At 69.3% G+C, this 23,937-nt stretch carries 20 protein-coding genes and 1 riboswitch; of the genes, 17 read left to right on the forward strand and 3 right to left on the reverse strand.

The window, feature by feature from the left end; all coding sequences use genetic code 11:
• Positions 1 to 150 precede the first annotated feature (150 nt).
• Positions 151 to 1,494 (forward strand): class II 3-deoxy-7-phosphoheptulonate synthase, encoded by a 1,344-nt coding sequence (locus DRB06_RS03480; protein WP_108967389.1) that lies wholly within the window; start codon positions 151 to 153, stop codon positions 1,492 to 1,494.
• A 12-nt stretch (positions 1,495 to 1,506) separates the two neighbouring features.
• Here the strand turns inward: DRB06_RS03480 and pknB are convergent, their stop codons facing one another.
• Positions 1,507 to 3,558 (reverse strand): Stk1 family PASTA domain-containing Ser/Thr kinase, encoded by a 2,052-nt coding sequence (pknB, locus tag DRB06_RS03485; protein WP_111819143.1) that lies wholly within the window; start codon positions 3,556 to 3,558, stop codon positions 1,507 to 1,509.
• A 58-nt stretch (positions 3,559 to 3,616) separates the two neighbouring features.
• Positions 3,617 to 4,762, reverse strand: coding sequence for a polyprenyl synthetase family protein (locus DRB06_RS03490; RefSeq protein ID WP_111819144.1), 1,146 nt, complete (start codon positions 4,760 to 4,762; stop codon positions 3,617 to 3,619).
• A 202-nt stretch (positions 4,763 to 4,964) separates the two neighbouring features.
• Between DRB06_RS03490 and DRB06_RS16515 the strand changes: the two genes are divergently transcribed.
• From DRB06_RS16515 to thiD, 6 genes are all read left to right on the forward strand, one after another.
• Entirely contained in the window at positions 4,965 to 6,644 is a 1,680-nt protein-coding gene (locus tag DRB06_RS16515; RefSeq protein WP_073331645.1) for an RNA polymerase sigma factor, read from the forward strand.
• Positions 6,645 to 6,869: 225 nt separating this feature from the next.
• On the forward strand, positions 6,870 to 7,466 hold the full coding sequence (locus DRB06_RS03500; RefSeq protein WP_146750789.1) for a Panacea domain-containing protein: 597 nt from the start codon (positions 6,870 to 6,872) through the stop codon (positions 7,464 to 7,466).
• Positions 7,463 to 8,053, forward strand: a complete 591-nt coding sequence (locus tag DRB06_RS03505; protein ID WP_146750790.1) for a GNAT family N-acetyltransferase — start codon at positions 7,463 to 7,465, stop codon at positions 8,051 to 8,053. Before DRB06_RS03500 ends, DRB06_RS03505 begins: the two co-directional genes overlap by 4 nt.
• A gap of 156 nt (positions 8,054 to 8,209) precedes the next feature.
• Positions 8,210 to 8,298, forward strand: a riboswitch (TPP riboswitch).
• Entirely contained in the window at positions 8,288 to 9,160 is an 873-nt protein-coding gene (gene thiM, locus DRB06_RS03510) for a hydroxyethylthiazole kinase (protein ID WP_108967378.1), read from the forward strand. It overlaps the preceding riboswitch by 11 nt.
• Positions 9,157 to 9,813 (forward strand): thiamine phosphate synthase, encoded by a 657-nt coding sequence (thiE, locus tag DRB06_RS03515; RefSeq protein WP_073331648.1) that lies wholly within the window; start codon positions 9,157 to 9,159, stop codon positions 9,811 to 9,813. Before thiM ends, thiE begins: the two co-directional genes overlap by 4 nt.
• Positions 9,810 to 10,652, forward strand: coding sequence for a bifunctional hydroxymethylpyrimidine kinase/phosphomethylpyrimidine kinase (thiD, locus tag DRB06_RS03520; RefSeq protein WP_108967376.1), 843 nt, complete (start codon positions 9,810 to 9,812; stop codon positions 10,650 to 10,652). The genes thiE and thiD overlap by 4 nt, the downstream gene beginning before the upstream one ends.
• 19 nt (positions 10,653 to 10,671) lie before the next feature.
• Here thiD and DRB06_RS03525 read toward each other — a convergent pair whose 3' ends face one another.
• Complete coding sequence (locus DRB06_RS03525; protein ID WP_073331654.1) at positions 10,672 to 10,950, reverse strand: hypothetical protein; 279 nt, start codon at positions 10,948 to 10,950, stop codon at positions 10,672 to 10,674.
• Positions 10,951 to 11,144: 194 nt separating this feature from the next.
• Between DRB06_RS03525 and DRB06_RS03530 the strand changes: the two genes are divergently transcribed.
• The 10 genes from DRB06_RS03530 to DRB06_RS03575 all read left to right on the forward strand — a co-directional run bounded on the left by DRB06_RS03530 (position 11,145) and on the right by DRB06_RS03575 (position 23,900).
• Positions 11,145 to 13,406 (forward strand): type IIA DNA topoisomerase subunit B, encoded by a 2,262-nt coding sequence (locus DRB06_RS03530; RefSeq protein ID WP_234415854.1) that lies wholly within the window; start codon positions 11,145 to 11,147, stop codon positions 13,404 to 13,406.
• A gap of 52 nt (positions 13,407 to 13,458) precedes the next feature.
• Positions 13,459 to 14,514, forward strand: a complete 1,056-nt coding sequence (locus DRB06_RS03535; protein WP_108967372.1) for a GNAT family N-acetyltransferase — start codon at positions 13,459 to 13,461, stop codon at positions 14,512 to 14,514.
• Positions 14,515 to 14,605: 91 nt separating this feature from the next.
• Positions 14,606 to 16,282, forward strand: coding sequence for a CTP synthase (locus tag DRB06_RS03540; RefSeq protein WP_111819146.1), 1,677 nt, complete (start codon positions 14,606 to 14,608; stop codon positions 16,280 to 16,282).
• 53 nt (positions 16,283 to 16,335) lie between these two features.
• Positions 16,336 to 17,259 (forward strand): DUF3737 family protein, encoded by a 924-nt coding sequence (locus DRB06_RS03545; protein ID WP_108969720.1) that lies wholly within the window; start codon positions 16,336 to 16,338, stop codon positions 17,257 to 17,259.
• On the forward strand, positions 17,256 to 18,527 hold the full coding sequence (locus tag DRB06_RS03550; RefSeq protein WP_108967367.1) for a MalY/PatB family protein: 1,272 nt from the start codon (positions 17,256 to 17,258) through the stop codon (positions 18,525 to 18,527). The genes DRB06_RS03545 and DRB06_RS03550 overlap by 4 nt, the downstream gene beginning before the upstream one ends.
• A 133-nt stretch (positions 18,528 to 18,660) precedes the next feature.
• Positions 18,661 to 19,662 (forward strand): LacI family DNA-binding transcriptional regulator, encoded by a 1,002-nt coding sequence (locus DRB06_RS03555; RefSeq protein ID WP_108967365.1) that lies wholly within the window; start codon positions 18,661 to 18,663, stop codon positions 19,660 to 19,662.
• Positions 19,663 to 19,742: 80 nt separating this feature from the next.
• Positions 19,743 to 21,044: a sugar ABC transporter substrate-binding protein gene (locus tag DRB06_RS03560; protein WP_073331671.1), complete on the forward strand. Its 1,302-nt coding sequence runs from the start codon at positions 19,743 to 19,745 to the stop codon at positions 21,042 to 21,044.
• A gap of 65 nt (positions 21,045 to 21,109) precedes the next feature.
• Positions 21,110 to 22,036 carry a carbohydrate ABC transporter permease gene (locus tag DRB06_RS03565; RefSeq protein ID WP_108967363.1) on the forward strand — a complete coding sequence of 309 codons (927 nt, stop codon included), beginning with the start codon at positions 21,110 to 21,112 and terminating at the stop codon, positions 22,034 to 22,036.
• Position 22,037: 1 nt separating this feature from the next.
• Positions 22,038 to 22,976, forward strand: a complete 939-nt coding sequence (locus tag DRB06_RS03570) for a carbohydrate ABC transporter permease (protein ID WP_073331677.1) — start codon at positions 22,038 to 22,040, stop codon at positions 22,974 to 22,976.
• Between the two features lie 3 nt (positions 22,977 to 22,979).
• Positions 22,980 to 23,900 (forward strand): glycosyl hydrolase family 32, encoded by a 921-nt coding sequence (locus tag DRB06_RS03575; protein WP_108967361.1) that lies wholly within the window; start codon positions 22,980 to 22,982, stop codon positions 23,898 to 23,900.
• The last annotated feature ends 37 nt before the right edge of the window (positions 23,901 to 23,937 follow it).

Raw genomic sequence — 23,937 nt, forward strand, 5'->3', positions numbered from 1 at the left:
GGGCGGACGCGGGAGAACGCGTCCGCCCGCCCCCTCTGGGCTCGCTGTGCGCAACAAGACGCCGAAGGGGAGCCCGGCCGACGGCGTGCCCTGCGTCCCACCTTTCGGCGTGAGGGTTCGGCAGCGGTCCCGCACGCCTATGCTGACCCCATGATGAACGAGCTCCAGGTACCCGGCGGGGCGGCCGGCTGGCGCCAGCACCACGCCGCCCAGCAGCCCCGCTACCCGGACCCGCAGGCGCTGGCCGACGCCGCGGCCGACCTGCGCACCCGGCCGCCACTGGTGTTCGCCGGCGAGGTCGACTCGTTGCGCGAGAAGATGGTGCTGGCCTCCCAGGGGCGCGCCTTCGTGCTCATGGGCGGGGACTGCGCCGAGTCCTTCCACGACAACACCGCCGTCAACATCCGCCTGAAGCTGCAAACCATTCTGCAAATGGCGGCGGTGCTCACCTACGGCGCCTCCACCCCGGTGGTCAAGATCGGCCGCATGGCCGGCCAGTACGCCAAGCCGCGCAGCTCGGACACGGAGACCCGCGACGGTGTCACCCTGCCCTCCTACCGCGGCGACTCCGTCAACGACCACGCCTTCACCGCCGAGGCCCGTATCCCCGACCCGCAGCGCATGGTCGACGCCTACCTGCGCGCCGGCACCACCCTGAACCTGATCCGCTCCTTCACGATGGGCGGCTACGCCGACCTGCGTGAAGTCCACTCCTGGAACCGCGGCTTCACCGCGAACCCCGCCTACAAGCGCTTCGAGTCCTTCGCCGAGGAGATCGACCGGGCCATGCGCTTCATGGAGGCCGCCGGCGTCGACTTCGAAGCCCTGCGCCAGGTCGACTTCTACGCCGCGCACGAGGCGCTCCTGCTGGAGTACGAGGACGCCATGACGCGCGAGGACTCCCGCAGTGGGCGCCTTTACGACACCTCCGCCCACTTCCTGTGGGTGGGGGAGCGCACTCGCGGTGCCGACGACGCCCACGTCGCACTGCTGGCGGGCGTGCACAACCCGGTGGGCGTCAAGATCGGCCCGACGACGACCCGCGATGAGCTGCTGTCCCTGATCGACCACCTCAACCCGGATGGGGACCCCGGCCGGCTCAGCCTGATCACCCGCATGGGCGCCGACCGCATCCGCGACGTGCTGCCGCCCCTGGTGGAGATCGTCCGCGCCGACGGCCGACCGGTCACCTGGATCACCGACCCCATGCACGGCAACACCATCACCTCTGAAAACGGCTACAAGACCCGCCGCTTCGACACGATCATGGACGAGGTGCGCGGCTTCTTCGAGGTACACCGGGCGCTGGGCACCGTGCCCGCCGGCATTCACGTGGAGCTCACCGGAGACGACGTCACCGAGGTCCTCGGCGGCGGCGAGCACATTGACGAGGCCGGGCTGGCGCGCCGCTACGAGACGCTCGTGGACCCGCGGCTGAACCACCAGCAGTCCCTGGAGATGGCCTTCGAGGTGGCGGAGATGCTCCGCGGCTGAGTCGGCCCGGGCTCAGATCACGTTCACCGTCACCTGTGAGCCCTTCTCCACGCTCTGCCCGGCCGACGGGTCGGTGGAGTGAACCGTGTCGAACAAGCCGCCCATGACACGGGAGACCTGCGGGTCCAGCCCCGCGTCCTCCAGCGCGGTCACGGCCTCGCGCTCGCTCATCCCGACGACGTCGGGCACGCTCACCTTCTCCGGCCCCTTGGACACGACCACGTCCACCGCGTCGCCGTGGTGGTAGCCCTCCGCCCCCGAGGCCGGGCTGGAGGAGATGATCATTCCCGAGGCCACATCGTCGGAGTAGGCCTCCGACTGGGTGCCGAGCGTGAGCCCGGCCGCCTCCAGCGTGGTGGTGGCATCCTCCACGCTCATGCCGGTCACGTCCGGGACCGTGGCGGGCTGGCGCCCCAGGGACACGACGATCGCCACGGCGGAGGAGTGATCCACCGTGCTGCCCGACTGCGGCTCGCAGGAAATCACCATGCCGGAGGCGACGTCGTCGGAGTAGGTCTTGGTCACCGCCCCGAGCGTGAGGCCCGCGTCCACGATCGCGCTGGTGGCGTCCTCCTGAGTGGAGCCGACGACGTCGGGCACGACCTTCTGCTCAATGCCGCGGGATATCACCGGCGTCACTGCCTGGCCGGGGTGCAGTCGGGTGTCGGCGCCGGGGGAGCAGGAAATCACCGAGTCCGCGGGCACCGTGTCGGAGTAGGCGCGGGTGGGGGCGCCCCACACCAGTCCGGCCGCCTCGACCGCATCCTGCGCGTCCTGTGCGCTCATCCCCACGATCTGCGGCACCGGGACGGTGCGGCCGGGGCCGGCCGTGAGGTACCAGGCGCCCCCGCTCCCGGCCGCCGCCAGCAGCAGTGCGGCGGCGATCACGGCGCGTCGGCGCGGGTGCCGCGCGGAGTGGCGGGCCACCGGTTGCGTGTTCTGCGTGTCCGCGCCGCGGGACAGCCGACTGCGGTCCAGGGCGCGCGTGGTGCCGTCCCGGCCGCCGGCCGCCCCGTCCGGGGCGATGGAACCGATGGGCAGCGAGACGGTGCGCAGCCCGGCGCCCGGGGTGGCCGCGTCGGCGGCGGCCTCGGCGGCGTCCGCATCGGATTCGGTGCCGTCGGTGACCAGCATCGCGGTGCGGGCCGCTTCGGCGTTAGCGGCCAGCACCTCCTGGGTGCGCACCGAGCCGGTGGCGCCGCCGCGCTTGACGGCCAACTCCGCCTCGCTCAGGGTGGAGACGATCTGCCGCAGTCGGTCCAGGGCGGCGTCGGCGTCGTCCAGCCGGGAGTGCGGATCGCGGCGCGTCATCGCCGCGACCAGCTCGTCCACGCTCTCGGGCAGGTCGGGTACCCGCAGCGAGGGGGCGGGAATGTCCTCGTGCACGTTGCGGAAGGCGATCTGGATGGGTGTGTCCGCCTCGAAGGGCTGGACGCCGGTGAGCAGCTCATACAGGATCACGCCGACGGAGAAGACGTCGGCGCAGGGGGCGGAGGAGCCGGTGGTGATCAACTCTGGCGCCAGGTAGGCGACCGTGCCCAGCACGTTCCCGGTGGTGGTCTGGGCGACCTCGGTGACGGCGCGGGCCAACCCGAAGTCGGCGACCTTGGCGACCGAGCCGTCGGCGGGCAGCAGCACGTTCTCCGGCTTGACGTCGCGGTGGACCAGGCCGGCGCGGTGAGCCGCCCCCAGCGGCCCCAGGATCTGGGCGGTCAGCCCGAGCGCCTCACGCACGGTCAACGGACCGGAGGCGATCAGGTCGCGCAGATTGGGGCCCTCCACCAGTTCCATCACCAGATAGGCGATGCCGTCCAGGCTGCCCTGGTCGTAGACGGCCACGACCCCCGGGTTGGACAACCGCGCCGCCGCGCGGGCCTCGCGGCGGAACCGGGCCACGAAGTCCGGGGAGTCCGCCAGGTGCGGGTGCATGAGCTTGAGGGCCACCATGCGGTCCAGGCGGCGGTCATGCGCCCGGTAGATGGTGGCCATGCCCCCACGGGCCACGCGGTCGACGATCTCGTAGCGAGCGTCGACCAGCCGGCCGATGAGAGGATCCTTGGTCACGTAGCCGAGTGTACGGGGCTCGCACGCCCCGGTGCGTCAGGGGCCGCCGCGCCCGCAGTCAGCTGCGGCGGGCGGTCAGCATTTCTGCCAGCCCCAACAGGGTGCGCCGCGAACGCTCCGGCAGGGCGCCCGGGGCGGCCTCCAGCGCGGCGAGGCCGGTGGCGGTGTGGGCGGCGATCTCATCCTCATGCGCGTTCAAGGCCCCACAGTCGCGGATCAGTGCGGCGGCCGCCGCCAAGTCCGCGGCCGTGGCGGCCTCGTCCCCGGCCAGCACCCGGGTCAACAGCTTCCGGCCCGCGTTGTTGCAGCGCTGCCAGGCCAGGGCCACCAGCACCGTCCGTTTGCCCTCGCGCAGGTCGTCACCGGCCGGCTTACCGGTCAGGGCCGGGTCGCCGAATACGCCCAGCACGTCGTCGCGCAGCTGGAAGGCGATCCCGATCTCCTCACCGAATACCTCCAGGGCGGTCAACAACTCGCCATGGGGGGCCACGCCGGCCAGCAGCGCCCCCACCTGCAGCGGATACATCACCGAGTAGCGCGCCGACTTGTGGCGTATCACCTCCAGTGCGGCCTCCCGCATGGCGGCACCCGCCGCCACCGGTCGGTCCGTCGGGGCCGGCAGGGGCATCACCTCCTGGTGCACGTCCAGGAACTGGCCGACGGCGACCTCCGCCGTCATGGCGTCGAAGGCGTCCCGGGCGGCCCGTGCCGCGTCGCGCTCGCAGCCGGCCGTCGCCTGGCCCAGTTGTGCGGTGGCGGCCGACATGAGCAGGTCTCCCAGGAGAATCGCGGCACTGACGCCGTAGACGTCGGCCGAGCCGGTCCAGCCGGCCCGACGGTGACGGGCCGCGTAACGACGGTGTGCGGCCGGCCGGCCACGGCGGGTGTCGGCGGCGTCGATGACGTCGTCGTGTACGAGCGCGCTCGCCTGGTACAGCTCCAGGGCGGCGCCCAGCCGGGCCGCGGTCGGGCCGGCCGCCACGGCGGCGGGGTCGGCGTCTCCTCCCGCCAGGGTCAATCCCACTGCGCCCAGAACCGCCCGCATTCGCTTCCCGCCCGCCAGGGCCGTGGCGGCTGCCTCGAGCAGCTCATCGGTTACGGCGGGGGAGTCTTGCCACTGGGCGCGCAGCCGGGCCAGCACCTCATCCAGGCGGGCATCGACGGCGCCGCGCACGAGCGGCAGCAGGGCGTCCACGTCGGTCATGCGCACAGGCTAGATGATCGGGCTCGGGAATAGACACGGCGTCCGCATCGTTGCTCTTCGCGCTGGTAGTGGTAGCCGGATCTCGTGTGAAGTCCTCGCGTTAGGCGCGTGCGCCTGTGAGACCATTTGGGTTCTCGCGTAAACTTCGCCGAGGCTCCATGCACCGCTCCGGCCGAACCGTCTGCTCCGCGAAAGGAAATCCGTGGCTACTTCCACAGTTGCTCCTGCTCCCACCACCGCGCGGGAGCGTGTCGAATTCGCCGACGACGTTGACGAGGCCCTGGAGGAGAAGCAGGACGTCGATCTGGACGACCTCGACGAGGATGAGGACCTCGCGCAGGACGAGGACGACGACCTGGTGGAGGACGACGTCGACGCGGATGACGTGGACTCGGAGGACGACGACGAGCCGGAGGACTCCGAGGACGAGGGCGACGACGAGCCGGAGGCCGCGGCCCCCGCCCCCGAGCTGCGCGACTACTACCTGGACGTGTCCCTGGAGGAGAACGGCGACGGCACCAAGCGCCACCCCTTCAACACCCCCGCCGCCCTGAAGGACGTGCGACTGGCGCCCGGCGCCACGCTGTTCGTGCGCAGCCGCACCGTCGTGGAGGGCCTGGAGATCAACGGCGACGGCACCCTGGAGGATCCGATCACCCTGGCCCCCTACGGGCACGGCCCCGTGCCGCGCTTCGTCATCCCCGGTGAGGAGGAGCCCGTCGTCGCCCGCGAGTTCCTGACCCAGAACGGCTACATCTTCCGCGGCTGGATCATCAAGGGCATCAAGATGAACCCCTCCATCGCCGCCCTGACCGGCGAACTGGACCGTATCCGCCGGGAGGAGGCGGAGAAGGCCGCCAACAAGAAGTCGCGGAAGTCCAAGGGTGAAAAGGGCAAGGACGGCTCCTTCACGGTCTCCGACTCCGATGAGGGCGACGAGCCCGCACAGAAGGTCGTCACCGCCGGCGCCACCGCCGACCCCGTCAAGGACTACCTCAAGCAGATCGGTAAGGTCGCGCTCCTCAACGCCGCGCAGGAGGTCGAGCTCGCCAAGCGCATCGAGGCGGGCCTGTACGCCGAGCACCTGCTGGCCACCGAGGGCAACGACATGGATGCCAAGTACCGCCGCGAGTTGCACTGGGTGGCCCAGGACGGTCAGCGCGCCAAGAACCACCTGCTGGAGGCGAACCTGCGCCTGGTCGTCTCCCTGGCCAAGCGCTACACCGGCCGCGGCATGCTCTTCCTGGACCTGATCCAGGAGGGCAACCTGGGCCTGATCCGCGCCGTGGAGAAGTTCGACTACACCAAGGGCTACAAGTTCTCCACCTACGCCACCTGGTGGATCCGCCAGGCCATCACCCGCGCCATGGCGGACCAGGCGCGCACCATCCGCATCCCCGTCCACATGGTCGAGGTCATCAACAAGCTCGCCCGTGTCCAGCGGCAGATGCTGCAGGACCTGGGCCGCGAGCCCACTCCGGAGGAGCTCGCCGTCGAACTGGACATGACCCCGGAGAAGGTCGTTGAGGTGCAGAAGTACGGGCGCGAGCCCATCTCCCTGCACACCCCGCTTGGTGAGGACGGGGACAGCGAGTTCGGTGACCTGATCGAGGACTCCGAGGCGGTTGTCCCCGCGGACGCCGTCAGCTTCACGCTGCTGCAGGAGCAGCTGCACGCCGTCCTGGATACCCTGTCCGAGCGGGAGGCGGGCGTGGTCTCCATGCGCTTCGGCCTGACCGACGGTCAGCCCAAGACGCTGGACGAGATCGGCAAGGTCTATGGGGTGACCCGCGAGCGTATAAGGCAGATAGAGTCCAAGACCATGAGCAAGCTGCGTCACCCCAGCCGCTCCCAGGTGCTGCGCGACTATCTGGACGACTGAGGCGACGGCAAGCCCTCATTCCTACACGGCTCGGCCGCCCCGGAACTGACCGGTTCCGGGGCGGCTTAGCAGGGTCGGCTGCGTCGAAGTTCCTCATCGCGGGGTATCGGCCAGTTGTTTGCCAGCAGTATCGTGATTTGGGCAGCGGGGTGAGACTGAGCCCACGTGATTGGAGTCTTGCCGCTTGGTAGTATCAACCGCATCTGGCTTCGGGAGGTGAACACCATGACCACGGTCTTCGACGTCGCAACAGAGTTGATTGAGCGCAGTGGAGGCTCGATTGAGACTGTGAAGCTGCAGAAGCTCTGTTTCTACGCCTTCGGTTGGTACGCACATCTGACAGGCGAGCCACTGTTCGGCGAGACCTTCTACGCCATGCCTAAGGGGCCGGTAGTTGGCGAGCTGCTCAGTGCCCATGCCGGAAAGGCGCATGCTGACCTCTCCATGATCGAGGACCAGCGCAAGGAGCGTGAGGACGACCGGGACGAGCTGGACGCGTACAAGACGGCCGTTCTGGACGCCGTCTGGTCGGCGTATGGTGGCAAAACGAGTCGGGATCTCGTCGAACTCACGCACGAGGAGTCTGTTTGGGATGATGCCTGGAAGGCGCGGCCTACAGGTACGAAGCGCGGCGATCTGACGCGTGCGGACATGATTGCTTACTTTCTCGGTCGCACGCCGAAGTCGGACGAGACGCTTGACGGGCTGCCTCCCGCGATGGTCTTACCCGCCTCGGCAACAGAACTGGCTGCTATTGAATCCCGAGCAGAGGTGCATCGCCCCTTCGTTGATGCGGTACGTGCCTTCCGCTTTGCGTCATGAATCACAACCGCTTGACTGGCTTTCTTTCCAGTAAGGGGCTGAGCCTTCGGAAGATGGACGACAATCATTACGTCGATTTCTTCAGTTGCGGGCGCGACGACAAGATGGACCGGTGGTTAAGTGACACTGCGTTGAAATGGCAGCGTGAAGACATGTGCGCGGTGTGGGTGCTCTCTCCGGCTAGTGATGATACCGATGTATGGGGCTTCTTCACGCTCAGCGCCCACCAGATCATCCCGAGTAACGTGGCCAAGACGGATAAGGCGTTCGTAGGTTCCAACAGGGAGTGGGTGTATAACCTGAACAATCCCTTCCCGGCTCAGTTGCTTGGTAAGTTCGCCCTTGATCGGGGTCATCAGGGCAGGGGTTTGGGTGAGGTTCTGATGCTCTGTGCGTACGCCAAGCACGTGGAGGCGGCTGATATTGCGGGGAGCAAGTTCCTCGTGCTGGATGTACGGGACGACAAGTTGGTGTCTTACTACCAGGACCGCTACGGCTTCGTTCGATCCAGCCGTGTAAATGGTGGTGCGCAGATGTACCGACCTACGTGGGTGATCCGAAAGGAGCTCGAAGAAGCTCTTGCGTGAGTTTCGGCCCTTCTACTGATGAGAAAGCTGAGCGCTTAGTCTGCGGAGGGGAACGAGAGCTAGCCCCTGGGGTGCTTCATAATCTGACTAGGACCGCTCAATGTTGGCCAAGGATCGCATGACGTGCGTGAGCGGCGTGTCGTTTGCTATCGTTGTGCCCACGACACGGGGTGCCGCAAGGCTGAGAACAAACCCGTTGAACCTGTTCAGATAATGCTGACGAAGGGATGTCGCATGGCGCAGCACGTGTCCGTCAACACCCAACCGAACGAGCCCCCGCCACAGTCGACGGGGCCGGCGGCCGCGGCGCCGTCTCCGGGACCCGCGGCCGTGCTGGAGTCCCTGCGCGCCGAGGGCCCCCTGGTCGCCTGCATCACCAATGCGGTGGTCACGAACTTCACCGCCAATGTGCTGCTGGCCGCCGGGGCCGCCCCCGCCATGGTCGACGTCACCGGGGAGGCCGGGCCCTTCGCCTCCGCCGCCTCCGCCCTGCTGATCAACCTGGGCACACCCCAGCCCGAGCAGCGTGCCGCCGCCGTGGAGGCCGCCACCGCCGCGCGGATGGCGGGCGTGCCCTGGGTGCTCGACCCGGTCGCCGTCGGCACCCTGGTGCACCGCACCGCCCTGGCCCAACGGCTCCTGGAGGAACGCCCCACGGTCATCCGCGGCAACGCCTCGGAGATCATCGCCCTGGCCGGCGCCGGTGCGGGCGGCCGCGGGGTGGAGACAACCGCCGCCGTGGAGACCGCCCTGGACGCCGCCCGGTCGCTCGCGGCGCGCACCGGCGCCGTGGTGGCGATATCCGGGCCCGTGGATGCCGTCGTCGACGGTGCACGCGTGAGCCGGGTGGGCGGCGGCTCCGTACTGCTGACCCGCGTCACCGGCGGCGGCTGCGCCCTGGGCGCGCTGGCGGCGGGCTTCCTAGCCGCCGGGACCGCCATCGGGACCGACGCCTTCGCGGCGACCGTCGCCTGTCACGCCGCCTACAGTGCCGCCGCCGAGATCGCCGCGGCAACGGCCGCGGGCCCAGGCTCCTTCCCGCCCGCATTCCTCGACGCCCTGTACGCCCTGGACGCCGACGACGTCGCCAGGATTCCGATCTCATGAGGCCCGCCCCCGACCTGCGGGTCTACCTGGTCACCGACGCCGCCCAGTGCCGCGCGCGCGGCCGCACCGTCACCGACACGGTCAGGGCCGCCGTGGCCGGCGGCGCCACCTGCGTGCAGGTGCGTGCCAAAGACGCAGACGGCGCCGATTTCCTCGCCCAGGTCTGCGACGTCGCCAACGCCGTCGGTGAGCTGGTCCCGGTACTCGTAAACGACCGGGTCGACGTGTACCTGGCCGCCCGCCGCCTGGGGGCGCCGGTGGCGGGCGTGCACGTGGGCCAGCGCGACCTGCCCGCCACCGTGGTGCGCGAGCTCATCGGCGACGACGCCTACCTGGGCCTGTCCGCGGCCAACCCGGAGGCACTTTCCGCGGCGGCAGCGGAGGGCGCCTGCGACCACGTGGGCGTCGGCGCGGTACGTGCCACCGCCACCAAGGCCGACGCGCCCACAGGCATCGGCACCGACGGCGTCAGCCGCCTGGCGGCCGACATTGCGCTGCCATGCGTGGCCATCGGCGGCATTACGCCCGCCGACCTGCCCGCCCTGCGCGCCGGGGGACTGGCCGGGGCCGCCGTCGTCTCCGCGATCTGCCTGGCGGACGATCCGCGCGCCGCCGCCCGGCGGCTGCGCCGGGCCTGGGAGGCCGCGCGATGAACACACCGATCCCCAAGGCACTGACCATCGCCGGCTCCGACCCCTCCGGGGGCGCCGGCGTCCAGGCGGACCTGAAGACCATGGGGGCGCTCGGCACCTACGGCATGAGCGTGGTCACGGCACTGACCGCCCAGTCCACGCGCGGAGTCGCCGGAGTGCGGGCCGTGCCCGTGGACTTCGTGCGCCTGCAGCTGGACGCCCTGCTGGCGGACATCACCCCCGACGCCACCAAGGTCGGCATGCTCGCCACCGCCGAACTGGCCGAGGCGGTGGGAGAGTACCTGCCCGACCTGGCCAACACCGTCCTGGACCCGGTGATGGTGGCCACCTCCGGGGACCGGCTGCTCGATGCCGAGGCCATCGGCGCCGTCAGGCGCCTGTGCGCGCGTGCGGACCTGATCACCCCGAACCTGGACGAGGCCGCCGCCCTGCTGGACCGTTCACCGGCCGCGAGCACCGATGCGATGCGCCGCCAGGCGGAGCTCCTATTGGACGCCGGTGCCCGCCGGGTGCTGCTGAAGGGCGGGCACCTCGGCGCGGACGCCACCGACGTGTATGCGGATGCGGACGGCACGCTGCTGCTGCCCGGCCGCCACGTGGACACCCGCAACACGCACGGCACGGGCTGCACGCTCTCCGCGGCGATTGCGGCGCTGCGCCCGCAGCGGGAGAGCTGGATAACGGCGGTAAGGGATGCCAAGGGCTACCTGACCGGAGCCCTCACGCACGCCGACGCGCTCGGCGTCGGCCACGGGCACGGCCCCGTGCACCACTACTACGCCCTCTGGCCGAGTCGGCCAGAGGGCGTAGGCAGCAGGCTGAGGCAGGCCGGCGGGTGAGCCGGTCGTCGCCAATCGGTTAGTCGACCTCGTCGGAGCGGGTCAGGCGGTCGGACTCGTCCTGGATGAACAGGGCCTGGCGCTCCAGGGCGTCCCGGTGGGCGTGGCCGTGGTGGGCGCAGAACAGCAGCTCGCCGGAGGCGAGGACCACGCGCAGGTAAGCCTGTGCGCCGCAGACGTCGCAACGATCGGCCGTGGTGAGCGGACGCGTCTCGGTCGCCGCGGTGGGGCCGGTGGCCTGTTCGGGCGCGGTCGTCGGATCGGCGACCGTGGGGGAGATTGGAGTTGTCGTGCTCATGGCTCGATTCCACCACCACCGGGAGCCCACGCCAACGCCGTCGGGCGGTTTTCCGCCCCGGGCGCACCGCCTGCGCCCACGGCGAACGGCGGGAATCAGCGGCGGCCCCGATCCTCCGGCTACGGGCGAAGACCACACCTCCGGCGACGGCGCGGGATGCCTGACCCGCCCCAACAATCGGCTAAATTCGGCCCGTGCCAGATTCTTCCCAGTCCTACTCAGCCCGCCACCTCTCAGTTCTTGAGGGGCTCGAGGCGGTGCGCAAGCGCCCTGGCATGTACATCGGCTCCACCGATCAGCGGGGCCTGATGCACTGCGTTTGGGAGATCATCGACAACGGCGTGGACGAGGCCCTGGAGGGCTACGGGGACCGCATCGCCGTCGTCGTGCATGCCGACGGCTCCATCGAGGTGCGTGACACCGGGCGGGGCGTGCCCGTGGACGTCGAGCCCTCCTCCGGGCTGACCGGTGTCGAGTTGGTCTACACCAAGTTGCACGCCGGCGGAAAGTTCGGCGGCGGCTCCTACGGCTCCGCGGGTGGCCTGCACGGGGTGGGCGCCAGCGTGGTCAACGCCCTGTCCGCCCGCATGGACGTGGAGGTGGACCGCGGCGGCAAGACCTACGCCATGAGCTTCAGACGGGGCGTGCCCGGTGTCTTCACCGACACCGCCGCGGGCCCCACCCCGGACGCTCCCTTCGCGGAATACACCGAGGCCTCCCAGTTGCGCGTGATCGGCAAGGTGCGCCGCGGCGTCACCGGCACCCGGGTGCGCTACTGGGCCGACCCCGAGATCTTCCCCGCTCCCGCGCAGTACGACGTCACCGCTCTGCGGGCCCGACTGCGGCAGACCAGCTTCCTGGTGCCCGGGCTCACCCTCACCCTCACCGACGAGCGCGACCCGGAGGCGATCGCCGCCACCGCCAGTGGTGCCGCCGACGACCCGGCCTTGAGCGTCAAGGGTGGGACGAGCCCCGGCCGGGCGACAAGGGCGGATAAAACAGGCAAGTCGGCCAGGTCCGCGCGCGGCGCCAATGACCTGTTCACCGCCGGCGCCGAGGATGAGGGGGCAGAGGTCTTCCACGCCGAGGGCGGCACCGCCGACTTCGTCGACTTCCTGGCCACCGACGGATCCGTAACCGACACCTTCCGCCTGACCGGCGAGGGCACCTACACCGAGACCGTGCAGCAGCTCGACAAGCGCACCGGCCACCTGCGGCCCACCGAGGTCGAACGCACCTGCACCGTCGACGTGGCCCTGCGCTGGGGCATCGGCTACGACACCACCGAGCGCTCCTTCGTCAACATCATCGCCACCCCCATGGGCGGCACCCACCTGACCGGCTTCGAGCAGGCCGTCACCAAGGTGCTGCGCAAGCAGATCGACGCCAACTCCCGCGCCCTGAAGGTCACCAGTCGCGACGGGCGTATCGAGAAGGACGACATCCTCGCCGGGCTCACCGCCGTCATCACCGTGCGTGTACCCGAACCCCAGTTCGAGGGGCAGACCAAGGAGGTGCTCGGTACCGCTCCCGTGCGGCAGATCGTCGCCAAGGTGGTGGAGAAGGAACTCACCGCCCTGCTGACCTCCTCCAAGCGGGACCTGAAGACGCAGTCGCGCGCCCTGCAGGAGAAGATCGTCGGGGAGATGCGCGCCCGCGTGTCCGCCCGCATGCACAAGGAGATCACCCGCCGCAAGACGGCTCTGGAGACCTCCACCCTGCCCGCCAAGCTGGCGGACTGCCGCTCCGACGACGTTGCCTCCTCCGAGCTGTTCATCGTTGAGGGGGACTCCGCCCTGGGCACCGCCAAGAACGCCCGCAACAGCGAGTTCCAGGCGCTGCTGCCCATCCGCGGCAAGATCCTCAACGTCCAGAAGGCCTCCCAGGCGGACATGCTGCGCAACGCCGAGTGTTCCGCCATCATCCAGGTGGTCGGGGCCGGCTCCGGGCGCACCTTCGACCTGGACGCCGCCCGCTACGGCAAGGTCATCCTCATGACCGACGCCGACGTCGACGGCGCCCACATCCGCACCCTGCTGCTCACCCTCTTCTTCCGCTACATGCGCCCCATGATCGAGGCCGGCCGGGTCTTCGCCGCCGTCCCCCCGCTGCACCGCATCGAGGTTTCCGCTCAGGGCCGGCGCAAGCGCGAGGTCATCTACACCTACTCCGACGAGGAGCTGGTCACCACCCTGCGCAAGCTGGAGAAGCAGGGTCGTAGCTTCAAGGAGCCGCAGCGCTACAAGGGCCTGGGGGAGATGGACGCCCACCAGCTGGCCGAGACCACCATGGAGCCCGAGCACCGCACCCTGCGGCGCATCACCCTGGGCGATGAGGCCGAGCTGCTTGAGGCGGAGAACGTGTTCGAGCTGCTCATGGGTTCCAGCGTGGAGCCGCGGCGCGACTTCATCATCGAGGGCGCCGCCGAGGTCGACCGCGAACGCATCGACGCCTGAGCCATTTGCCCGTACCCTTAAAGTCGGCCCGGTCCCGTCGAAGGAGACGCACATGACACCTGTTTACGGCTCTACGCGCCGCACCGGCCCGGGCGGTCCCTGGTCGATGCTCCGTCCCGGACCTCGTTCCGCGCTGCCCCGCATGCTCACTTGGGCGCCGCTGGGGCCGCGCGACAATACCGAGTTGGCCGAGCTCATCGCCCGTTCCGAGGCGGCGGACAACCCCCCATACCGCACCAGTGCCCAGGAGACCGCCGAGTACTTCGTGGACCCCACCTACTCGGGGGTGGCCGGCCGTGACGAGAACGGTGTCATGCGTGCCTTCGGACTGGTGCGACTGCGGCCGGCCGGAGAGATCTACGCCTCCATGACCGGGACGGTCGACCCGCAGTGGCGCAAGCGCGGCATCGGGGTGGCGCTGTTGCATTGGCAGACCGAACGGGCCCGGCACCTTATTGGCGCCGAGCGCGCTGGGGAGCCGACCGGCTCCTCAACGGTCGCAGTGCCCGCCCATATCGTCACCACCGTGCTGGAGGATGACGAACGCATGAAGGAGCACCTGGCCGAGCTGCGCTTCGAACCGCGCCGCTGGTATCGGGAGGTGCGCCGCCCGCTCTCCGAGCCCATCCCGGAGGTGGACCTGGATGGCTTCCTCACCATCGAGCCCTGGTCGGAGGAACTCGACGACGCCGTGCGCCGCGCCCACAACCAGGCCTTCGCCGACTCCGGCGGCGGCAGCATGAGCCCGGAGGAGTGGCGGGCCGGGCGCGCCTACTTCGCACCCCAGTGGAGCTTCGTGGCACTGGACCGGTCGGGAGACCGTGCCCGGGTCGCCGGCTATGCGCTCTCCAGCCGCTACGAGCAGGACTGGGAGGCACTCGGCTGGCGGGAGGGCTACACCGACGTCATCGGGGTGCTTGCCGATTACCGTTCCCGCGACGCCGGCCCGGCACTACTGACGGCGGTCATGCGCGCCTACGCCGCCGACGGCATGGAGTATGCGGCGGCCGGCTTCGAGTCAGACGACCCGAGCGGCGCCGTCGACCTGTTCCTCGACCTGGGGTACACCGCCACGCGCGGCACGATCCTGTACGGCCTGGACGTGTAGCCGCCGGTGCCCGCGGCCCAACCGGCCGGGGCGGGCCGCCGGTGGGCGTATGCGTCGGGCGCGTTTCGTCCCGGTGCTACGTTGAAGGCCCGTGAGTAACGCACCTGCACGTCCGGGCGGGAAGACCCCCGCCGTCCCTCATCACATCTTCGTCACCGGCGGTGTCGTGTCCTCCCTCGGCAAGGGATTGACCGCCTCCAGCCTGGGCCGCCTACTGCGCTCCCGTGGCATCAGTGTGGCCATGCAGAAGCTGGACCCCTACATCAACGTCGACCCGGGCACAATGAACCCCTTCCAGCACGGGGAGGTGTTCGTCACCGAGGACGGTGCCGAGACGGACCTGGACATCGGCCACTACGAGCGCTTCCTCGATGTGAACCTGTCCGGGGCCGCCAACGCCACCACCGGCCAGGTCTACTCCACCGTGATCGCCAAGGAGCGTCGCGGCGAGTACCTGGGCGACACGGTCCAGGTGATCCCGCACATCACCGACGAGATCAAACGGGTGATGCGCGCCCAGGCGGAACCGGATGACAGCGGTGCCACTCCCGACGTGATCATCACCGAGATCGGTGGAACCGTGGGCGACATCGAGTCCCAGCCCTTCCTGGAGGCCGCCCGGCAGGTGCGCGCCGACCTGGGGCGGGAGAACGTCGCCTTCGTCCACGTCTCCCTGATTCCCTTCCTGCCCGCCGCCGGTGAGCTGAAGACCAAGCCCACCCAGCACTCGGTGGCCACGCTGCGCAGCATCGGCATCCAGCCCGACGCCCTCGTACTGCGCACCGACCGGCCGCTGCCGGATGGCATCAAGGACAAGGTCTCGCGCATGTGCGACGTGGAGCCGGGCGCCGTCGTCGAGTGCCGGGACGTGGACAGCATCTACGAGGTGCCGCCCGCCCTGCACCGGGAGGGGCTCGACGCCTACCTGGTGCAACGCCTGAACCTGGCCTTCCGGGATGTGGACTGGACCGAGTGGAACGCCCTGCTGGAGCGCGTACACGCCCCGAAGCACCGCCTCGAGGTGGCGTTGGTCGGCAAGTACATCGAGCTGCACGACGCCTACCTGTCCGTCACCGAGGCGATCCGCCACGGCGGCTTCGCCTGCGACGCCGCCGTGGACATCCGCTGGATCGCCTCCGACACCTGCGAGACGCCAGCCGGAGCGCAGCGGGCGCTGGCAGGCGTCGACGCCGTAGTCGTCCCCGGCGGCTTCGGGATCCGCGGCATTGAGGGCAAGGTGGGTGCCCTGCGCTGGGCGCGCGAGCACCGCGTGCCCACCCTCGGGCTGTGTCTGGGCCTGCAATGCATGGTGATCGAGGCGGCCCGCAACTTGCTGGGCCTGAGCGGCGCCTCCTCCACCGAGATGGAGCCCGACACGCCCGACCCGGTGGTCACGACCCTGGACTCGCAACGCCGCTTCGTCACCGGCGGGGGAGACCTCGGCGGGACGATGCGCCTGGGCGCCTACCCGGCCCTGCTCACGCCGGGCTCACTGGTCGCGGAGGCCTACGGTGCCACCGAGGTGTCCGAGCGGCACCGCCACCGTTTCGAGGTCAACGACGCCTACCGCGACCGGCTGGAGGGGACGGGGCTGCATGTCACGGGTACCTCCCCGGACGGGCAGCTGACCGAGTTCGTTGAACTCGACCGGTCACTGCACCCCTACTATGTGGCCACGCAGGCGCACCCCGAGTTCAAGTCGCGCCCCACTCACGCCCACCCGCTGTTCGCGGGCCTGATCCGGGCGGCCCTGGCACGCCGGGACTGAGGGGTACTGTCATGGCCTCGCTGCGGGGAGGCCGCCCGCCTACAGTCGATGCCATGACGTTGACCGCATCTCCTAGTACCGCCGCGGAGGCCCCGGGCGGCTGTCCCGACCATGTCGGCTCGGTGGTTGACCATCGCCGCCTGACCGGTGAACGCGCGCTGTACGCCTCGCGCGACCTGACCATCGCCCACTCCACCTTCGCCGACGGCGAGTCCCCGCTCAAGGAGAGCCGCGGCCTGCGCATCAGCGACACCGTGTTCGAGTGGAAGTACCCGCTGTGGTACTGCCGGGACGTGTCGGTCACCGGCGGCGCCCTGCTGGAGACCGCCCGCTCCGGCATCTGGTACACCGACGACATCCGTCTGGACGGCACGCTGGTGGCCGCCCCCAAGACCTTCCGCCGCGGCCGCGGCATCAGCCTGCGGCGTGTAGACCTGCCGCATGCCGAAGAAACCCTGTGGAGCTGCCGGGAGATCACGCTTGAGGACGTGAACGCCACCGGCGATTACTTCGCCAAGGACGCCGCCGGTGTCACCGCCGAGCGGCTGCGCCTGACGGGCAATTACGCCTTCGACGGCGCCCGGGACGCGACCGTACGCGACAGTGTGCTGCTGAGTAAGGACGCCTTCTGGAACTGCGAGAACGTGGTGGTGGAGAACTCGATGATCGTGGGGGAGTACCTGGGATGGAACTCCCGCAACGTCACCTTCGTCGACTGCACCATCCAGAGCCTGCAGGGTCTGTGCTACATCGATGGGCTCGTCCTGCGTGGCTGTCGCCTGCTGGACACCACCCTCGCCTTCGAGTACTGCCGGGGCATCGACGCCGAGGTCATCGGCCACCTCGATTCGCTGACCGACCCTGCCGACGGCGTCATCCGGGCGGGCTCCATCGGCGAGCAGATCATTCATCCCGACCGGGTGGACCCCGCGGCCACCCGCATTGAGACCGGCTGGTCGCCCCAGGCGGTCGCATGAGGGCCCCCGCCGACTTCAACCTGGATGAGCCCACCGACCGGCGTGGCACCGGCTCATTGAAATGGGACGAGGCCGGACCGGACGAGTTGCCCATGTGGGTGGCGGACATGGACCTGCGCACCGCGCCCGTCGTGCGCCGGGCCCTCGCCCGGGTGGCCCGCGAGGGCCTGCTCGGCTACGCCGTCGTCACCGACGCCTACGAGCAGGCCGTCACCGCCTGGTGGGCACGCCGCCACGACTGGCCGCTCCAGCAAGACTGGCTGATCCCCACCACGGGGGTAGTCGCCGCGATCTCCTCGATCGTGCGCAGCGTGACCAACGTGTTCGAGAAGGTCCTGATCCAGCAGCCCGTCTACAACATCTTCACCAACAGCGTCCTGAACAACGGCCGGCGCCTGGTCACCAGTGACCTGCTGCAGGGTGAGAACGGCGAGTGGACGATCGACTGGGCGGATCTGGAGGCCAAGCTCGCCGACCCGCTGACCACGCTGATGATCCTGTGCAACCCGCACAACCCCGTCGGCCGAGTGTGGACGCGGGAGGAACTGGCCCGCCTCGGCGCACTCGCCGCCACCCACCACGTGACCGTCGTGTCCGACGAGGTCCACTGCGACGTCACCCTGCCCGGAGTGGGTTATACGCCCTTCGCCGCCGCCGCACCGGTGTGCGCCGAGGTGGGCATCACCTGCCTGTCGCCGTCGAAGGCCTTCAACACCGCCGGCGTCCACTCGGCGACGGTCGTCATCCCGGAGCCGCACCTGCGGGCCCGTGTGGAGCGCAGCCTGAACACCGATGAGGTCGCCGAGCCGGGCGTGTTCGCGGTGCCCGCGGTCGTCGCCGCCTACAGCGCTGAGGGGGAGGCCTGGTTGGGGGAGGTGCGCGCCTACGTCGCCGCCAACAAGGCGCGGGTGGCCGAGGTGGTGGCGGGTGAACTGCCCGGCTGCGCCGCCCCGGTCTCGCAGGCCACCTACCTGTCCTGGATCGACGTGCGCGCGCTGCTGTGCGGCGCCGGGGCGGTCGGCCGCAATGGCGGGGGAGCCGACGGCGCCGGGCCGGGTGGGCCGGCGGGCGCACCCGGGGACGCGACCGCCGCCCTGGCCGCCCACATCCGCTCCCGCACCGGACTGGTGCTCACGCCCGGCACCGCCTATGGGGCGGCCGGGGCCGGCTTCCTGCGTATGAACCTGGGCACCCAGCGCGCCCGCGTGGAGGACGGGCTCGAACGGCTGGTGCGCGGGGCGCGCAGCTGGGCGGCGAACGCCGGCTGAACGTTCGGGCCACGCGCCCAGGCCCTCTCGTATACGCAGCTGTGACGTTAATCGATTGACTTAACGTCGTCGTGAGCCTCACACTCGTGTTGACGGGCACAGCAGCCAGGCTCATGAGCGGACAGGAGGAGCGATGACGACCCTCGCCGAGGTCGCGGACGCCGCAAACGTCTCCACCGCCTCCGCCTCACTGGTGCTGTCCGGCAAGGCCAAGGGGCGTGTCTCCGAGGCGACGGCGGCGCGCGTGCGCGCCGCGGCAGAGGACCTCGGCTACGTGCGCGACGCACTTGCCGGCGGTATGCGCAACCGCCGCACCCACACCGTGGGGGTTCTCGGCGAGAACGTGCTGTCGACGCCGTACGCCGTCGCCATGATCGATGCGATCCTCACCGCCAGCCGGGAACTGGGCTGGTCGGTCCTGCTGACGGACTCCGGCGGAGCGCCGGAGCAGTCCCGCAGAGCGGTGCGTGAGCTGCGCTCACGGCGCGTGGACGTCATCGTCCACGCCGCCATGTACCACCAGCAGGTGCATGTGCCGCCCGAGCTGGCCAACGTCGCCGTACTGAACGGCTTCGCGGACCGGGACGACGTCGTCGGTGTCGTTCCGGATGAGGCGGCCGCCGCCAACACCGCCGTTACCCACCTGCTCGAGCTCGGCCACCGGCGCATCGGGCATATCACCCACGACGACTCGACGGTCGCCATCGGGCTGCGCCACACCGCCTACGAGAACACCCTCCGCGCCGCCGGGATCACCCCCGATCCCTCGCTCATCATCCGTGGCGGCAACGACCCCGAAGGGGCCGACGCCTCCGCCTGGAGACTGCTCGACCGCGCGGATCCCCCCACCGCGGTCTTCTGCTACAACGACGGCATTGCCGCCGGCGTGTATCGCGTCGCGGCCGCGCTCGGGCTCTCCATACCCGATGACCTGTCCGTGGTCGGTTTCGACGACCTGAAACTGATCTCCACCAATCTGGCGCCGCGACTGACCACCATGCGCCTGCCCCACTACGAGATGGCCGACTGGCTGGTGCGCCACCTGATCGCCGGCGACCTGCCCACACCGGCCACCACCCACCGCTGCCAATGCGACCTGATCGTCCGCGGCTCGACCGCGCCCGCATCCGCCTAGACCTTCGGCGGCCCACAATCCCCGGGATCGCCCCGATCCCGGTTAACCCAACCATTTAGGTGACACACGAAGGAGTGCTCATGTCCACCACTCGCCGCACCTTCCTCGGCCTTGGTGCTACCGCTGCCATCGCCGCCACTCTCGCCGCCTGCTCCTCCCAACAGGGCGGTTCCGGGTCCGGATCCGGCGCCTCGGGCGGCATCAGCCTGTGGACCCACAACGGCGGGAATGAGGAGGAGCTCGCCGTCGTCGAGAAGGCGGTCGCCGCCTTCAACGAGGCGAACCCCGATACCCCCGTCGAGCTCAAGTCGTTCCCGCAGGCCTCCTACAACGACTCCATCGCGGCCGCCGCTGTGGCCGGCGACCTGCCCGACATCCTCGACCTGGACGGCCCGATCATGCCCAACTGGGCCTGGGCCGGATACCTCGCCCCGCTCCAGATCTCCTCCGAACTGGAGAACAACATCATCGATTCCGCCAAGGGCTACTGGAACGACACCCTGTACTCGGTGGGGCCCTACGACACGTCGCTGTGCTTCCTGGGCCGCAAGTCCGCCTTCGAGGCCGCCGGCGTCCCGGTGCCGAGCATCGACGAGCCCTGGACCAAGGATGAGTTCGACGACGCGCTGGCGAAGCTGTCCGAACTAGAGGACTACGACTACGCCATCGACTTCTCCGTCGCGGACACCGCCGAGTGGTGGCCCTACGCCTACGCGCCGATGCTGCAGTCCTTCGGCGGCGACCTCATCGACCGGGAGACCTTCGAAACCGCCGAGGGTTTCCTCAACGGCGATGCGGCGGTGCAGTGGGGCGAGTGGTTCCGCTCCTGCTTCGAGAACGGGTACGCCTCGGAGACCCCGGCGACCGACGGGCAGGACTTCCTGCAGGGCAAGGTGCCCCTGTACTACGCCGGTGGCTGGAAGGTGCTCCAGTCGCAGGAGACCTTCGGTGAGGACGAGGTGCTCATTCTGCCGCCGGTGGACTTCGGCGAGGGCGCGCACGTAGGCGGTGGCTCCTGGCAGTGGGGCGTGTCCGCCACCAGCTCCAACCCCACCGCGGCCAACGCCTTCATCGAGTTCCTCATGCAGGACGAGTACCTGGTGGAGTACTCCAACGCCATCGGCAACTTCCCCTCCGTGCCCTCGGCTACGCCGAGCACCGAGTACTACAAGGAGGGCGGCGCGCTCGAGCCCGTGTACGAGATCGGCACCAAGTACGCCCTCCTGCGTCCCGCCACGCCCGGCTACAAGGTCATCTCCTCGATCTTCGACAAGGCCGCCCGCGACATCGTCTCCGGAGCCGACGTGAAGTCCACCCTCGACCAGGCGGTCAAGGACATCGACGCCGACATCAAGTCCAACAACGGCTACCAGGCCAGCTGATGACCGGTAACCCTCCTGCAAGTCCGGTGGGGGCGACTCGCGCCCCCACCGGGAAGGGAACTGCTATGTCTTTAGCATCAACCAAACCGAAGAAGAGGCGCGCCGGGCGGTCCGCCGCGTTGCGCCAGGAGGCGCGCACGGCCTGGCTCATGTCCACGCCCGCCCTGCTGCTGCTTCTGCTGTTCCTCGTCATCCCCATCGTGCTCACCTTCGTGCTGAGCTTCACCAACGCGCGGCTGATCTCCCCGAACCCGCCCCAGTTCATCGGGTTGGGTAACTTCACGCGTGCCTTCAGCGCCGACCCCACCTTCATGCGCTCACTGACGAACACCGCGTTCTTCGCGCTGATCGTCGTCCCATGCCAATCGGGCCTCGCCCTGGCACTGGCGATCCTGGTCAACCAGAAGGTCAAGGGCGTGACCGCGTTCCGCACCATGATCTTCATGCCCGTGGTCACCTCAATGGTGGTGGTCTCCATCCTGTGGAGCTTCTTCTACGAGGACGACGGCCTGTTCAACTCGATGCTGAACACCATCACGGGAGGCGGCTGGACCGCCGTCGCCTGGCTCAACAACCCCGGCACCGCCATGCCCGCGATCATCGTCCTGTCCATTTGGCAGGCCGTTGGCCTGCACATGATCATCTGGCTGTCCGGCCTGCAGGGCATCGACCCGGCCCTCTACGAGGCCGCCTCCCTGGACGGCGTCAACGGCTGGCAGCGCTTCCGCTACGTGACCTGGCCCGGACTGCACTCCACGATGGTGTTCATTCTCGTCACCATCACCATCGCCGCACTGGGCCTGTTCGTTCAGGTGGACGTGATGACCTCCGGCGGTCCGCAGGACGCCACCTCCACGCTCGTCTACCACGCCGTGCGCAAGGGCTATCGCGAACAGGACATGGGATACGGGAGCGCGATCTCCCTGATCTTCTTCATCGCCGTGCTGCTGATCAGCCTCATCCAGCGGCGCCTGACCCGGGAGGACGACTGACATGACCGCCGCAGACACCAACAAGGACGTCGCCACTGCGCCGACGTCGCGCCGTCGCGGCCGGGCCGCCACCAAGCGGCGCTCGAAGATCCTGACCTACGTCGGGCTCACCCTCGCGGCGATCGTCGCCGTGTTCCCGCTGCTGTTCATGATCTTCTCCTCGCTCAAGCCCGACGCCCAGATCTTCTCCGACCTCGGCTCGTTGCGGGCCTTCCTGCCGGTGGGCGACCTGAGCCTGGACAACTACGCCGGCGTGTTCAACCGGGTCCCCGCCGGTCGCTTCATCGCCAACTCGATCATCGTGACGGTCGCAATCGTCGGCCTCGGGCTGATCGTCAACTCCATGATCGGTTTTGCCATCTCACGCATGCGGTGGAAGGGGAAGAACATCGTGCTCTCCCTGGTGTTGGCGACCCTCATGGTGCCCTTCGAGACCATCGCCGTGCCGCTGGTCTTCTGGGTGGCCAAACTGCCCTCCATCCAGTGGGCCGTCGACGGATTCCTGTTCAAGCAGGGCATGCTGAACACATACCAGGTGCAGATCCTGCCCTACATCGCCAACGCCCTGGCGATCTTCCTGTTCGCGCAGCACTTCGGTGACATCCCCAAGGAGATCGATGAGGCCGCCCGGGTGGACGGCGCGGGATGGTGGACCATCTACCGCAAGATCATCGTGCCGTTGTCCGGACCTACGTTCGCCACGGTCGCGATCATCACCATGCTGCCGGCGTGGAACTCCTACCTGTGGCCGCTGATGGTGATCCAGCAGGAGTCGATGCGGCCGGTGAGCGTGGGTATGCAGTACTTCTTCCAGCTCAACCCCGTGTGGGGGCAGATCATGGCCTACGGCACCCTGATCACCCTGCCGGTGCTGATCATCTTCGTCATCTTCCAGCGGTCCTTCGTGCAGTCGCTCGCGGGGACAGCAGTGAAGGGGTGACCGATGGCGCTCACGCTCCCAGACCACTGGCTGTGGGACCACTGGGTTGCCGACGACGGCGAGCAGTACCACCTGTTCTTCCTGCGCGCCTCTCGTGCACTGCATGATCCTGACCGCCGTCACTGGCGGGCCGCGCTGGGCCATGCCGTCTCCGACGATGCCCGCGACTGGCGGCTGCTTCCCGACGCGCTGGTGCACTCCGATGGGCCGGCATTCGACGACCAGGCCATCTGGACCGGCTGCACCGTGATGCGGCCCGACGGCGGCATGCGCGTGTTCTACACGGGCATCTCCCGCGCGGAACGCGGCATGGTGCAACGGATCGGGTGGGCGGACTCCGCCGATGGAATCACCTTCGAGCGCCGTTGCGCGGAGCCGCTTGAGGCCGATGGCCGCTGGTATGAGAAGTGGAACCCCGGGTATGCCTTCGACGAACCATGGCGGGACCCCTTCGTGTTCCAGCACGAAGGACGCTGGCACATGCTGATCACCGCCCGTGCCCGCGGCGTCGACCGCTTGCACGCCGGCGTCATCGGCCATGCCGTCTCCGACGACCTCGACCACTGGGAGGTACTGCCACCACTGACGGATCCGAGCAGGTTTGGCCAGCTCGAGGTAAGCCAGTCGCGGCAGGTCGAGGGACAGCACCTGCTGGTCTTCTCCTGCGGGGATGACATGCAGGCCGAGCCCGGCCCCGGCGGCGTGTGGATCGCCGAGGGGGCCGGGCCGCTGGGTCCGTGGGATGTGGATGCGGCACGCTATCTGCGGCCCGAGCATCTGTATGCCGGTCAGTTGTTCCGACTACGCGACGGGCAGTGGGTGCTGACCGGGTTCAACAATGTCGTCGACGGCGAGTTCGTCGGCTCCGCTCCGGACCCGCTGGCGTGGACGCAGGTAGAGCGCGTGGCGCGTATGCGGCCATAAGCAGGGGCATGCGCTCGGCGAAGCCACAGTGAGCGGC

It is taken from the genome of Actinomyces sp. Z5 (assembly GCF_003287795.1).
In the GTDB taxonomy this organism is placed as follows: domain Bacteria; phylum Actinomycetota; class Actinomycetes; order Actinomycetales; family Actinomycetaceae; genus Actinomyces; species Actinomyces glycerinitolerans.